The sequence below is a fragment of the Streptomyces sp. NPDC006309 genome (assembly GCF_040613095.1).
Taxonomy (GTDB): Bacteria; Actinomycetota; Actinomycetes; order Streptomycetales; family Streptomycetaceae; genus Streptomyces.
Genome location: NZ_JBEXRO010000010.1, coordinates 117,885 through 130,584, shown reverse-complemented (window position 1 = coordinate 130,584; position 12,700 = coordinate 117,885). Strand labels below are relative to the sequence as shown.

Sequence of the window (12,700 nt, the reverse complement as noted above, 5' to 3'; positions counted from 1 at the left end):
GCCGGTGCTGGTCGAAGGCGGCCATCATGGCCGCGAGGCTCTGGTCCCTGTGGACGCTCACGTAATGGCTCGGACGCGCGGGCGGACTGTTATGCCGGAACGAAGCGGCAGCGGTCCGGTTGGAGTTCCAGCTCAATGGCGCGTCTCGGCGCGGGGCCGGTGAGCCGGCGCAAGGTGGCCGCGGTCGAGGGGGTGTGGGTCCAGTAGGCGCCGGGCCGGTCGAGGACGAGGACGTGGTCGCTGTGGTTGGCCATCCCGGCCGGCAGGTGCGCGGCGGTGACGGGCTCGTCCGGGTGCTGGGTGATCACCCTGGAGGTGACCAGGACGGCCAGGCTGTACTCGGCTGCCAAGGCGTGAAGCTCGGCCATCGTCGTCGCGGTGTCGGGACCGTGGTTGGGGCATGGCCCAGATACGCCAGAAACCCGCCACAGGATGATCTTGGATTGACGGGCGCCTCGCACCGTCACCCGTTCGGCCCAGCGTCGTTGGTGGTGATGTTGGATTTCGTCTGGGGCGGGGTGGGTTGTGACCTCGATCGAGAGGACCGCGTATCCGCGGTTCAAGCGGCTGATCACCGCGAACGAGCTGCATCTGTTCTTCGCGCCGAGCCGTGACGAGGTCGAGTGGGCCGCGGCCCGTACCGACTGCGACGAGCACCTGCTGGCCCAGCTTCTCGCGCTGAAGTCGTACCAGCGCATGGGATGCTTCCCGAAGCTGGACGAGACCCCGGACACGGTCATCGACTTCGTGCGCCGCGCGGTGGACCTGCCGGAGGGCACGGTGCCAAGGGCCGCGAACCGTACGGCGGAACGGCAGCGGACCGCCGTACGCCAGCGCACGGGCCTGTCGTATGACAAGGCGAAGGCCCGCAAGATCGCCGAGGCGGTGATGCGGAGCGAGGCCGTCTCGAAGAACCGCCCGGCGGACCTGATCAACATCGCGCTGGAGAAGGTGGTCGAGGCCGGTCTTGAGCTGCCGGGCTTCACCACGCTGGACGCGCTCGCGGCGAAGGTCCGCACCGAGGTGAACGCCTCGATCTGCATCGGCATCTACGACCAGCTCAGCGAGGCCCACCGCGAGCGGCTGCTGGCCCTGCTGTCGGACAATGACGCCTCCGGCACCACGAAGTACAACAAGCTCAAGCAGTCGGCCAAGGCCCCGACCTGGTCGCACTTCCGTGCGCAGGCCGAGCACCTGGGGTGGGTGGACGAGCTGGGCAAGACCGGGGGGTGGCTGACCGGCGTCGCCTCGCTGCTACTGCGGCGCCTGCGCTCCGGTTCGCGCAAGAACGCCACATACACCGCCTTCCGCGAGGTCGGCCGCGTCATCCGTACCGTCCAGCTGCTGCGTTACCTCTCGGATGCCCCGCTGCGCCGGCGGGTGACCGCGGCGACGAACACGGTCGAGGCGTTCAACGGCTTCTCCCAGTGGATCGGCTTCGGCAACGGCGGCGTCATCACCGACAACGACTCCGTCGAACAGGAGAAGACCGCGAAGCTCAATGCCCTGCTCACCAACGCGGTGATCTTCCACAACGCCCTGGACATCGCGGAGATCGTCCGCCAGCTCCAGGAGGAAGGCTGGGAGATCGCCCCGGAGGACCTGGCCCACATCTCGCCGTACCTGACCGAGCACATCCGCCGCTTCGGCGAGTACTCCACCCACGAACTCGGCCTCGTACCCGAGGCGTACGACCCGCACCCGGACGTCGACTTCAGCCCACTGCGCGGTGACGACCCGCCCACCAGCGACGGCTACGGCCAGGCGGCTTGACCACCCATGTAAGGAGCCTTCAGAGGGCGTAAGAGGCATCTCGCCTAGATCAAACGCCCTCTCAGACCACCTTGATGTCGATCGCCTGCGGTCCCTTCGTCCCCACGGAGACCTCGAATTCGACGCGTTGTCCTTCTACAAGGGTCTTCGGATCCGTCGCGATGTCGTTGGACGCTGCGAAGTAGTCATTCCCCCCGCCGTCCGGAGTGATGAAGCCGAACCCCTTCTCGGCCCAGAAATTCTTCACTGTGCCTGTCGCCATGACGACTCTCCTGTCTGTCGGTTTTCGGGAGCCGCAGGGGGCGGTGATCCCGTGGTGAATGTGCACCGGCCGGAGCGGACTCGTTCCCGCCGTACACGGCACGTCAGCTGATACCGGGGCCCCGAGAACGATCCCTCACATCAGGTCCCGTGCGTAGACCGCTGGGGAGCTCTGGGGTTGATTACTCGTAGTAGCGCACGTTGGGCTTGGGAACTTCGGTGACGGCGTAGTCGTCCCCGATCGGGGAGCCGTTCGGCGGGGCGAGTTCCGCAAGGTGGACCCGGCCTGCTGTTTGCGCACGTGCCGGAGCGGCTGAGCGGTTGGCGGCCACCAGGACGTAAGCGCGGGCGAGCTGTTCCAGTGCCGCTGAGGCCTGTCCGGCGGACTTGTCCGCGACGTGTTGGGCTTCCTGGCCGATGGCCTTGAGGAGCGCGTCACGGGTGTCCGTGACGGCGGGGTTCTCGGTCACGGTGATGGTGGCGGGGATACTGCCCAAGTCGACCGCCTGCGGGATCGCCTGCCCGTGTGAGACTTCCTCCACGTCGGATGCGGCCTGGCCCTGAGCCGACGGCTTCGCCTCTTCGGCCGGGGGTTCGAGTTCCGGGCCAGTGGTTGGAGTGATGTCGTTGTTGTCCGGCATTCCGTTGTCTCCTCGCTGGTCAGCCCACTACCGACCTGGGCAGAGCGTCGCAGGACGCAGGGTCACCGGACCATGACTCACAGTAAAACGGCCGGTAATCGGCCCGATGGCGCAAAGACGCCGCCCCGAACACCGTCTTAAGGGGTTCCGGGTTGTGCATCGTCAGCCATCGGCATTCCCCTCGCCGTCGTGCACGGCACTGCGCCGACCGGCCCGGCACTGCGGGCCGGCCCTTCACCCACCCTGAGTTGGGCTTCAGCACGCTCGGGGCTCGACGATGGCCAGAACGATGTGTCGGTGCCGGTCGGGCGTACTGTCGTCGCACCCCGACCGAACCGGTGCCTTCCTCAGGAGACGCTGCCGTCCACGGCCAGGACCGCACCAGGATCGCTGACAACGTACTCACGTCCATCGTCCAAGACCCCATCAGCGTCCCATTCGATCCGAAGCTGAGCTGCCCAGGCCAGGACTACGGCCCTTCCGTGGCCCAGATGCGCCTGAGGACGGTGACAGGAGGGGGTAGGCCGAATCCTCTTCGCCTACGCAGTGGCACGGTGCGGGGAGCCAGCCGTGTGGCTCGCCCCACCGCGGACGGGTATCCGGATCAGCCAGTCGCGATGGCGAAGGGCCCGTTGTTCGCGAAGACGAGCTTGGCGAAGTTCTCGCCGATACGGCGGTGGCCTTCGGGGCTCGGGTGGATCGCGTCCGGCAAGGGGAACTGGTCGTGGTCGCTCTCACCGTAGAGGCTGAGCCCGTCGAGGTAGTGGAGGTTGGGGTCCCCGGCGGACCGCTGTTCGACGATGTCGGCAAGCACATCGCGGACGATCGCGAGTGTCAGCCGCCCGGCGGCGGTCTCCGCCGGATCACCGGTGGCCTTGAACTTCAGGGTTCCGCTGGAAAGGTCCGGCATCAGAGGTCCGGGGGTGTTCTCGTGAGTCGGACACAGGACGGGGGAGACCAGAAGAAGTGGGGTTGTGGGGTGGCCCTCGCGGATGGTGTCGAGGAAGCCGTGGACGGCAGGAACGAAGGCACGCAGGCGCATGGCGTCGCTGTTGACGACGTTGATGCCGAGCTTGAGGCTGATCAGGTCAGCGGGTGTGTCACGCATCGCTCGGGCGGTGAACGGGTCGACCAGTGCGCTCCCGCCGAATCCGAGGTTGATCAGCTCTACACCGCCTGCGAAGGCGGCCAGGGCAGGCCAGATGGTGCTCGGGAAAACCGCGTTGGATCCCTGGCTGATGGAGCTGCCGTGGTGCAGCCACACCCGGCGCCCGGTCTTCGGGGCCGGCTCGACTGGGGCGTCGGTGCGCAGCGAGATGACCTCGGTGATCTCCGCGTGCGGGAGCCAGACCTCGATGTCCTTCTCGCCTGCGGGCAGGTCGGTGAAGTGAGCGGTTCCGGAGGGGCCCGGGGTGAATTCCGCGACCTGGCTCTGCATGTCGGTGATCGTGCGCAGGTTCCCGCCGTCCACGGTGGCCTGGGCGGTGAGGAGGCCGTCGACCAGGAGGTCGTAGACACCGTCCGGCGGGGGCGGGAAGCCGGCATAGACACGCTTGGTGGGCCGGGTTTCCAGGTCGATGGTGGTGGCGCTGGTACGGAACGCCAGCCGAACACCTGAGGGCTGGGCCTCGGCCACAGCCAGCACGTCGTCGGGAATCTGGCGGCGTGCCCAGGCCGGCAGTCGGTGCGGCAGCAGGCCGTCAGCAGTCTCTTCGACGTCGAGGTGTCCCCGCAGGAAGTCCTCGGTGACGGGGGTGATGATCTGGTCCTGTTCGGCGCTCATTGCCTCAAGCCTTCTGATCCGGGGTGGAGCGTCGGTATGGCAAGGCCGTCGCGAAAGGCGTAGCCCGGTCAGAGGGCGGACCGGCTCCGCAATGCGGTGTCGAGGCAGTCCAGCGTCCAGGCCCAGGACTGCTGCGCGGCGATGTCCGTGTGGTCGAAAGCGCCGGCTGCCTCCAGAGAGGCATAGCCATGGAAGACGCTGCCCAGCATACGGACCGCGTGCGTCTGGTCCGGCTCAGCCAGCTCATAGCCGCGAAGAATCGCCCGTGTCATCTGAGCGTGGCGGATACCTGCGCTGGCCGCGGCGGTCTGCGGGTCGAGCCGGTACCGGGCTGCTTCGTAGCGCCCGGGGTGCGCCCGGGCGTAGTCCCGGTAGGCATTCGCGAACGCCGTCAGGGCGTCCTTGCCCGCACGCCCGGCCACGGCGTCGGCGACCCGGTCAGCGAGTTCCTCCAACGCGAAAAGCGCAATCCGAGTCTTCAGGTCGCGGGAGCTCTTCACGTGCGCGTACAGACTTGCCTGCTTCACGTCGAAACGCCGGGCCAGCGCGGACAGGGTCACTTGGTCAAAACCGGCCTCATCGGCGAGTTCCGCACCAGCGAGCGTCAGCCGCTCTGGGCTCAGTCCTGTCCGGACCATGAACCTCTACCACCTCTCCGCATACCTATATGGCCTTGAGATTTAACTATAACCTATAGGTAGAAGCCTAGGGGTGTTGTGAAAGTGCTGGTCACAGCCATCTCCAAGCACGCCTCCGACCGGCACCGCAAGACTGCCCGTTGCCGGAGTGGTGACGCATGCCTGTGGGGTCACGTGCAGCTGTTCTTCACCGACCAGCGGGAGGTCTGGAAGGACGGCCAGGTCGCTGGATCGAGTCAGGCAGAGCTGTCAGCTCTGTTCACCCGGCGTCCGGTGCCTATGGGTACGCCGATCCTGCTGGACGGAGCGATGCGCCCACCGTCGAGTCGCCCATCACGGTCACCGACATCGCCGGCACGCCCCCGCCGAGTTGTCCGTCACCGTCGACGCCCGTTCGGGTCGCTGGTGCGACGGCGCCCATCGGAGCCCTTCGCGCCCCCGGCACCGTCGGGACCGCTCGGTCCGGTGGAGAAGGCGAAGAGAGTGGGGCTGCCCGCCGCAAGACCGCGGAGGCGGTCCAGCTCGCGCCGGTCCCGCTTGGTGGGGCGGCCGGTGCCCCGGTCACGCAGGCCGGCGGGGGCGACGGTGTCCCGGGCCGGAGGCGGTGGGGACTTGTCGATGTAGCACTGGGCGGCCACGGTCGCTCCGACCCGCTTGCGGATCAGGTGCTTGACGATCACGACGAGTTCCCGGTCCTCATGTCGCAGCCGTACCTTGTCACCCACGCGCAGGCAGCGGGCGGGCTTCACCCGCTTTCCGTTCACGTGGACGTGCCCGGCCCGGCAGGCGGCGGCGCCGAGGGACCGGGTCTTGACGAGGCGGACGGCCCAGATCCAGATGTCGACGCGGACGGCCTCGCCGTCCGCGGACCCGGCGGCGACGGCAGCAGCGAGTTGGGGATCCAGCGGCTGTGCCGCGCAGGCTGAGCCAGTGCCGGCCGGCTCGCCGGCTCGCCCTTCGCCCGTTCCGCGGCCTACCTTCTCGTCCCCAACTCCGGAAGCCATGTCCCGAGCCTAACGCGCCGGGGCCGCCCGGATGCCCGGTCCACTCCCGCCATCCGTAGCGGGGATCAGCGGACTCGTCAGCCGGTGCCAGGCCCCTTCTGGAGCGGTCCACACCCCGTCCCCCAGCGAGACGATCACGTGGTGCGGAAGGAGGAGAAACGACAGCCAGGGCGCCGCCCTGTGCTAGACCGAAGGCGCTCCTCCTCGCCGGCCGCCTCGGGGAGGAGCACCTGCGCTGTGTGAAACGGGAGCTGTCCATGCTGGTCCACCAAGTAGAGTTCACCGTCGGCCTCGGTGAGAGCGGATACCTCATCGGCTTCACCGAGCACGACGACTACCCGGACGAGATGCCCTACGGCTGGCGCTGCGGCCCGGCAGCCCCCTCCAGCGCCATCGTCCTGCCCACCACCGACACCGGCCCCCTCCGGCTCACCATCCAGGTCCACGACAGCCAGCCCGCCCCAGGCGAGCAGCACCTGGGAGCCCGCGGAGGAGCTCAGCCTGCCGGCCGAGACGGACAGCATTCACCTCGCCACGCTCGACCCCGGCGACGTCATGGACGCATGGCCGGAAGAGGAAACGCCCCTCCGCGTCCGACTCCCGCTCGACCAGGACCAGGACCAGGACCAGCGTATGCGCCTGTACTGCCACGCTGACGACCCCGAACCCGGCATCGGTGATCACGGCGAACGGCACCTGATCCAGCTCTGGCCCGCGCCGGCCACGACACTCCTCCACCCCGCTCTCCGTGAGGAAGACCGCCAGGCGCGCGGAGTACGCCGCGAACCGGTCCGACACCTTTGCGGACTACACCACCGAGCTTCCCTTGCAGGACTGACCCTCGCCCGCCACACCAGCTGGACACCGTCGCTGGTGATCGTGACAGTCCGACTGCCGGAGTGAGCGCACCACCACCGGCTTCTGTGCGTTCCCTACGCGCCCTGAGTCAGCGGCTAGTGCTGAGACCGCATAGGTTGGCCTGGTTGGGGCGGACGGACACGGGCAACCGCAGCCTGACGACCCCGGCGAACCTATGCGGTCACAGCGCTCAAGAGCCCGTAACCGGATCTTGCCGAGGCACCCTGGCCGGGCGTGACCGATGTGATGATTCGACCGTTCGCGTCGCGTGACGACTTGGCTGTGGATCGTGTACGACGACTTGTGGGCGCGGATCAAACCGCTGCTGCTGCCCTGGCCGGAACGGTCGCCAGGGCCGAAATCGGTGCCGGACCGGCTGTGGCTGCAGGGCATCCTGTACGTCATGCACCAGGACATAGCCTGGCAACTCCTGCCTCTGGAGCTGGGGTTCGGCGCACTCCGGGACCCGCGCGTGCGTGGACGGCTCCCATGTCCGCGTCAAAAGGGGGGTCCCGCAACCGGTCCGTCGCCGGACGGCCCGGCCGACCGCGACGGCGCCCCGAGTGCGTCCTGGGTGATAAGGCGTACGGCTCCCGGGCGGTGCGGCGTGAGCTGCGCCGCCGCCGGATCATGCCGGTGATCTCCTGTAAGGCGCCTCGGACATCAAGGGCCTGGGCAAGTTCCGCTATGTCGTCGAGCGGACCTTCGCCCTCCTTCACCAGTCCAAACGCCTCGCGGTGCGATGGGAGCGACGCCTCGAACTCCACGACGCCTTCGTCTCGTTGGGCTGCCCAGTCTCATCTGCTGGCGGCGCCTCAAGAACGCCGCATCATGATCAGGCTACGACCCCTACGGCCTGTGTGATGTCGTGATCAATCGGCTGCTCGCAGGAGGTCCTCGAGCCAGATCATCGAGGCGCGGAGTTCGAGACCGGCGAGGTAGCTCCCGGGCGTCTTGTCGAAGCGGGTGGCGATGCCGCGCCAGTCCTTCAGCCGGTTGATCAGGCGCTCGACGGTGTTGCGTTCCTTGTAGAGGCCGGTGTCGTGGCTGACGGGCCGCACGCCTCTGCTGCCTCTCTTCTTGCGGTTGGCGGCCTGGCCCTTCTCCGGGATGACTGCCTTGATGTGGAGTTTGCGCAGGTGGGCGCGGTTGGCGCGGGACGAGTATGCCTTGTCCGCGGCGACCGCGCCCGGCCGGGTGCGGGGACGGCCGACCGGCAGGCGAACGCGGACCTTGTCAGTACGGGGATGAACTGCGGGCTGTCCGCGGCCTGCCCGGCGGTCAGGACGAACGCCAGCGGCCGGCGCCTGCGGTCGGCGGCGAGATGGTTTTTGCTGGTCAACCCGCCACGGGATCGGCCGAGCAGGGCCTCCTTCAGGCGGAGCCGGTGTCGCCGGCGGACACGTCGGCGTTCTTCCCGCTCCGGCTCGTTTCCGCCGTGCTGCCCGTTGTGTCCCGCCTTGCCGCCCCTTTTTTGCCGGGCCTGCTCCTGCTCGGCGGCGGCTTCTTCCAGAGCTTCCATGACGTCCTTGCCGACGAGCATCCCGGCGGCGTCGTGATGGGCGCGGACGGTCGTGGAGTCCACGCTGACCAGAGACAAGTCCGTCCTACCCCGGCGGGCGGCCTCAGCGATCACGCCCTCCAGCAGAGCGGTGAAGACGCCGGCATTCCGCCAGACCCGGAAGCGGCCGTAGACGGTCGGCCACGGCCCGAACTCGGCCGGCATCTCACGCCACTGCGCGCTGGTCCCGAACCGCCAGATCACCCCCTCCAACTGATCCCGCAGCCGCTCGGGGTACGGGCCGTACTCGCCTATCGGCAGGAACGGCTCAATCAACTTGCATTGTCCGTCGGTGAGTTGCCTGCGCGTCACGACCATCTTCCTACCGGATCCGCCATCCGGACGGACCCGGACCGGCGAGATGATCACGACATCACACAGGTCCTGGTTCCGCGCTGGCCGGCTTGCACCGCGGGGTATGGGAGGCGGTGGTCTCGGACAGCCCGCCCGGGACCGCGCCCCCTCCACACACCTGGGTGTTGGAGCCCGCACGTCACCCTGGGCCGTACCCGGCGGGCTGGTTCCTTCGCTGACCGGCGGGTCCTCGAGCTGCTGACGGCGCCGCCCCTGTCGGTCCAGCTCACCACCCTGCGCAGCTATGACACCCGGACCGGCGAGCTGGAGGTGTTGGAGCCCCGTTCCTGAGACGGGCCCCGCCCCTTCGTACGTGGAACTGGACGCTGCCGTTGACCGGCAGTCGCGGTCACCCCGTGCGGCATCTCCCGCCGAGTCCTGACGGTCAAGAAGCCCGTATTCTGTTGCGGTTACGGGGTGCGGTGACCAGGGGGAGGCGTACGTGCAGCCGTTGAGTTCCACGGATCCGTCCGCGATCGGCGGCTACCCGCTGCTGGCGCGGCTCGGCGCGGGCGGCATGGGCCAGGTCTATCTGTCGCGCACACCGGCGGGCCGCCCGCTGGCGCTCAAGACGGTTCGCCCCGACCTTACCGCCACCCCGGACTTCGAGACGCGCTTCTCCAGGGAGATCCGCACCAGCGACAGGGTCCGGTCTCCGTGGACCGTCTCGGTGGTGGACTTCAGCCCGCCCGGCCACCGCCCGCAGTGGCTGGCCACCGAGTACGTCGCCGCACCCGCCCTCGCCCAGTGGGTCACCGCCCACGGTCCGCTGCCGCCTGCCACCCTGCGTGTCCTGGCCGGCGAACTTGCTGCCGCGCTGGCCGCTGTGCACGCCTGCGGCCTCACCCACCGGGACGTCAAACCGTCCAACGTCCTCCTCGGCCGTGCCCGGCCCATGCTCATCGACTTCGGTATCGCCCGTGCCGCCGACGACTCCCGCCACACGGGTGCCGGGGGTGTCATCGGCTCTCCCGGTTATCTGGCCCCCGAACAGGCCGTGCAGGGGACCGTGACCGAAGCGGGTGACGTCTTCTCCCTGGGAGCGGTCCTAGTCTTCGCCGCGACCGGCACCGGCCCGTTCGAACTACCGGGCGAGCAACCCTCGGCGCCCTTGCTCCTCTACCGCATCGTCCACGAGGACGCCCGCCTCGACGGCGTACCGGCCGGCCTGGCACAACTCGTCGCCCGCTGCCTGGCGAAGAATCCGCAGGACCGGCCACGAAGCGCAGAGTTGGCAGCATCACTGCGGGGGGAGGGGGACGTCGGTGATCCCCGGGCGGGGGCGTACGGAGCCGGGACTGCGCCAGGGGCCGGTGTCTGGGAGCGGGCTCTTCCGCCCGGACTCGGCGCCGACCTCCTGGCACGGGAGGCGGAGGTCGCCCACCGGTGCGCAGTGCCGCCGGACCACCCGGCCTCGACGGCCCGGACGGCGCCCGGGCCCGGGACACCGGGCGTGCCGGCGACCGCCGAGGCGGTGGTCCCGCCCTCCGCCGGTCGTCCGGCCCCTTACACGGCCGCGCCGTATCCCCTCGCCGCCATCGCGGGGTCGTACCCGCCCGGGCCTCCGGACTCCTCCACCGGACCGTCCCCTTCGCCGTCGTACGGCGCCCACCACCCCGCGTACATCCGCGCGCGCCGCCGCGTTCGCTGGACGGCCGCCGCTTGTGCCCTCACCGTCGCCACCGTCGCGACCGGCATCCTGCTGCTGCACCCGTTCGATACGGCCGCCCGCGGCGACGGCACCCCGTCCTCCCGGCCTCTCCCCAGCGCCTCCGCTCCTGCCCTCTCCGCCAAGTGGGCCGGCGTGTGGACCGGCACGGGCCCGGGCACCCCCCACGCCGACGGCCAACTGCATCCGCGCACCAACTCTTTCAAGGTGACCCTCACCTTGCACACCGCCGCCGTAGGCGAACTGGCCGGTAAGCAGGTCAGCAACATCACCGAGGTCGGCACTGGCCGGGAGGTCGGGTGCACGGAGGCCCTCGCACTACGGGCCGTGCGCGGCACGACAGCCACCTTCGAAGCGGTCACCAGTCACCCCACCGACCGCTCGGACACCTCACTGCAGTGCGAGACCGGCCACCTGTACGTTGTCCAGTTCACCGACGCCGACACCATCACTCTCGGCGAGGAGGGCGCCCAGTCCGCGGGTGCGCCCGAGGCCGTGCACCGCAGTCGCCGCACCTCCTGAGCCGCGGCGAGTCCACGGGCCGGCGATGGGCCGGGGAGTCCGGGTGCCGAGGTCCTACCCGACAGTGGAGAGGGAGGACGGCGGCAGGCGACCCGGATTGCGTCGGCTTCAGCGCCCGCAGTGGCGCAGCGGCGACCGCAGTCGGTCTGCGGCACCGGCCTCGGGCAGAACTCCTGGCACAGACCCTGCGCTGGGAGCGGGAGCAGGGTCTGAACCGGCCCCGCCGGGCCGGCCTCAGCAGCCGGCGCGAGCGCGAACTGCTTGAAACGTGGGTAGAGCGGTGCGAGGGTAGGCGCCCCTGAGCGAGGAGAAGTGGGAGAAGCGGCTCACCGACGCCGACCGGCGGGCCCTGTCCCCGCTGTTCTGGAGCCACATGAACCCCTACGGCCGGTTCGAGCTGGAGATGAACAGCCGCCTCGATCTGGACCTGTCCATCCGGCCCGCTCATCCCACAGGAAGAGACAGCCGCAGCCCCGGCATGACACCTCGGGCCCTGGGCCTGGCCGGATTCCGAGGGGCCTCGGCCGCGTCCATGTGAACCAAGCGCCACCCTCGCCCACCCGATGCATTTCGGGTGGTGCCGTCCAGGTCGTCGATTGTCGCGGGCGGGCATGTTGCCTCGCGTGGCCCGTCGTTCAGTCCGGTGTCTCGCGCGAGTCGGCGGGCTGGGAGTCGTTGGCCGGCGCGAACCGCTCGATGCCATCGTCGGTCGCGGCCCAGCTGGCCAGCAGGTTCAGGGCGTCCTGCGAGGGTGAGCGGGGCTCGGCGGTGTAGGTGAGGAGGAACCGGCTGGGGCCGTCGGGGAGCGGGAAGGTTTCGAAGGGCAGGTCGAGGTCGCCGACGACCGGGTGGTGGAGGAGCTTCACGCCGGTGGTGTGCATCCGGACGTTGTGGGCCGCCCAGCGGCGACGGAATTCCTCGCTGCGGGTGGACAGCTCCCCGATCAGGTCCGTCAGCCGTCGGTCGTAGAGGTCGCGGCCGGCCTCGGCGCGCAGCATGGCGACCGTGTCGTTGGCGACTTCGTCCCAGTGACGGAAGAACTCGGTCGCGTGCGGGCTGAGAAAGACGAACCGGGCGTTGTTCGGCGGCCGTACCGGGTCGGCGTAGACGGGGGAGAACAGGGCGCGCCCGAGGTGGTTGGCGGCCAGGATGTCCCCGCGTCCGCTGAGGATGAACGCGGGTGTGCCGGCCATTGAGTCGAGGACGCGCTGCACCGTGGGCCGTACACGCTGCTGGGCCGGGCGGCGGCGTGGCGGACGGGTCGTGCCGGCGCCACGCAGGAGGTCGAGCAGGTGGATTCGTTCGGCCTCGTCGAGCTGCAGGGCTTGTGCGATGCCCTCGATGACGCTCTCGGAGACGCCGGTGGCATTGCCGCGCTCCAGCCGGGTGTAGTACTCGCTGGAGATGCCCGCGAGGAGGGCGACCTCCTCGCGGCGCAGCCCGGTGACCCGTCGGCGCTCTCCGCCGTACACGGGCAGCCCAGCCTGCTCGGGAGTGACCTTGGCCCGCCTCGTGCCGAGGAATTCCCGGATCTCCGCACGGAAATCATCGCGGATGTCGCGGCTTGTGCCGTTGGGGTCGTTTCTGCCTGCCATGCACTTCACTCTACGAGCGCATCCGCCGGGTTGGGGGTCCC

9 protein-coding genes and 4 pseudogenes are annotated in these 12,700 nt (G+C 69.3%); 5 read left to right on the top strand and 8 right to left on the bottom strand.

Annotated features, from left to right (window positions below):
• Window positions 1–89: 89 nt before the first annotated feature.
• Complete coding sequence (locus ABZ117_RS16040) at window positions 90–368, bottom strand: hypothetical protein (protein ID WP_356821165.1); 279 nt, start codon at window positions 366–368, stop codon at window positions 90–92.
• 157 nt (window positions 369–525) lie between these two features.
• Between ABZ117_RS16040 and ABZ117_RS16035 the strand changes: the two genes are divergently transcribed.
• Complete coding sequence (locus tag ABZ117_RS16035) at window positions 526–1,773, top strand: Tn3 family transposase (protein ID WP_356821163.1); 1,248 nt, start codon at window positions 526–528, stop codon at window positions 1,771–1,773.
• A 61-nt stretch (window positions 1,774–1,834) separates the two neighbouring features.
• On the opposite strand, the gene ABZ117_RS16030 is transcribed toward ABZ117_RS16035, so the two are convergent.
• The 5 genes from ABZ117_RS16030 to ABZ117_RS16010 all read right to left on the bottom strand — a co-directional run bounded on the left by ABZ117_RS16030 (window position 1,835) and on the right by ABZ117_RS16010 (window position 6,100).
• Window positions 1,835–2,035: a cold-shock protein gene (locus ABZ117_RS16030; protein WP_356821161.1), complete on the bottom strand. Its 201-nt coding sequence runs from the start codon at window positions 2,033–2,035 to the stop codon at window positions 1,835–1,837.
• 181 nt (window positions 2,036–2,216) lie between these two features.
• Window positions 2,217–2,675: a hypothetical protein gene (locus tag ABZ117_RS16025; protein WP_356821159.1), complete on the bottom strand. Its 459-nt coding sequence runs from the start codon at window positions 2,673–2,675 to the stop codon at window positions 2,217–2,219.
• Window positions 2,676–3,279: 604 nt separating this feature from the next.
• Window positions 3,280–4,458, bottom strand: coding sequence for a GDSL-type esterase/lipase family protein (locus ABZ117_RS16020; protein WP_356821157.1), 1,179 nt, complete (start codon window positions 4,456–4,458; stop codon window positions 3,280–3,282).
• Window positions 4,459–4,526: 68 nt separating this feature from the next.
• On the bottom strand, window positions 4,527–5,096 hold the full coding sequence (locus ABZ117_RS16015) for a WHG domain-containing protein (protein WP_356821155.1): 570 nt from the start codon (window positions 5,094–5,096) through the stop codon (window positions 4,527–4,529).
• 377 nt (window positions 5,097–5,473) lie between these two features.
• Window positions 5,474–6,100: an RNA-binding S4 domain-containing protein gene (locus tag ABZ117_RS16010; RefSeq protein WP_356821153.1), complete on the bottom strand. Its 627-nt coding sequence runs from the start codon at window positions 6,098–6,100 to the stop codon at window positions 5,474–5,476.
• A 1,126-nt stretch (window positions 6,101–7,226) separates the two neighbouring features.
• Between ABZ117_RS16010 and ABZ117_RS16005 the strand changes: the two are divergent.
• Both ABZ117_RS16005 and ABZ117_RS16000 read left to right on the top strand, forming a co-directional pair.
• Window positions 7,227–7,352 (top strand): annotated as a pseudogene (locus ABZ117_RS16005) (hypothetical protein); the annotation flags it as partial.
• A 137-nt stretch (window positions 7,353–7,489) separates the two neighbouring features.
• Window positions 7,490–7,588, top strand: a pseudogene (locus ABZ117_RS16000) (IS5/IS1182 family transposase); the annotation flags it as partial.
• Between the two features lie 242 nt (window positions 7,589–7,830).
• On the opposite strand, the pseudogene ABZ117_RS15995 reads toward ABZ117_RS16000, so the two are convergent.
• A pseudogene (locus ABZ117_RS15995) lies at window positions 7,831–8,831 on the bottom strand (IS5 family transposase).
• A gap of 484 nt (window positions 8,832–9,315) precedes the next feature.
• Between ABZ117_RS15995 and ABZ117_RS15990 the strand changes: the two are divergent.
• Together ABZ117_RS15990 and ABZ117_RS15985 are read left to right on the top strand one after the other, a co-directional pair.
• On the top strand, window positions 9,316–11,064 hold the full coding sequence (locus tag ABZ117_RS15990) for a protein kinase (RefSeq protein ID WP_356821151.1): 1,749 nt from the start codon (window positions 9,316–9,318) through the stop codon (window positions 11,062–11,064).
• Between the two features lie 104 nt (window positions 11,065–11,168).
• Window positions 11,169–11,366: pseudogene (locus ABZ117_RS15985) on the top strand (hypothetical protein); the annotation flags it as partial.
• Window positions 11,367–11,699: 333 nt separating this feature from the next.
• Here the strand turns inward: ABZ117_RS15985 and ABZ117_RS15980 are convergent.
• Entirely contained in the window at window positions 11,700–12,659 is a 960-nt protein-coding gene (locus tag ABZ117_RS15980) for a helix-turn-helix transcriptional regulator (RefSeq protein ID WP_356821149.1), read from the bottom strand.
• Window positions 12,660–12,700 lie beyond the last annotated feature (41 nt).

What these genes read in the sequence shown, in the direction of transcription:
- ABZ117_RS16040 (WP_356821165.1), bottom strand. Translation starts at nt 368, where the DNA reads ATGGCCGAGCTTCACGCCTTGGCAGCCGAGTACAGCCTGGCCGTCCTG.
- ABZ117_RS16030 (WP_356821161.1), bottom strand. Translation starts at nt 2,035, where the DNA reads ATGGCGACAGGCACAGTGAAGAATTTCTGGGCCGAGAAGGGGTTCGGC.
- ABZ117_RS16025 (WP_356821159.1), bottom strand. Translation starts at nt 2,675, where the DNA reads ATGCCGGACAACAACGACATCACTCCAACCACTGGCCCGGAACTCGAA.
- ABZ117_RS16020 (WP_356821157.1), bottom strand. Translation starts at nt 4,458, where the DNA reads ATGAGCGCCGAACAGGACCAGATCATCACCCCCGTCACCGAGGACTTC.
- ABZ117_RS16015 (WP_356821155.1), bottom strand. Translation starts at nt 5,096, where the DNA reads ATGGTCCGGACAGGACTGAGCCCAGAGCGGCTGACGCTCGCTGGTGCG.
- ABZ117_RS16010 (WP_356821153.1), bottom strand. Translation starts at nt 6,100, where the DNA reads ATGGCTTCCGGAGTTGGGGACGAGAAGGTAGGCCGCGGAACGGGCGAA.
- ABZ117_RS15980 (WP_356821149.1), bottom strand. Translation starts at nt 12,659, where the DNA reads ATGGCAGGCAGAAACGACCCCAACGGCACAAGCCGCGACATCCGCGAT.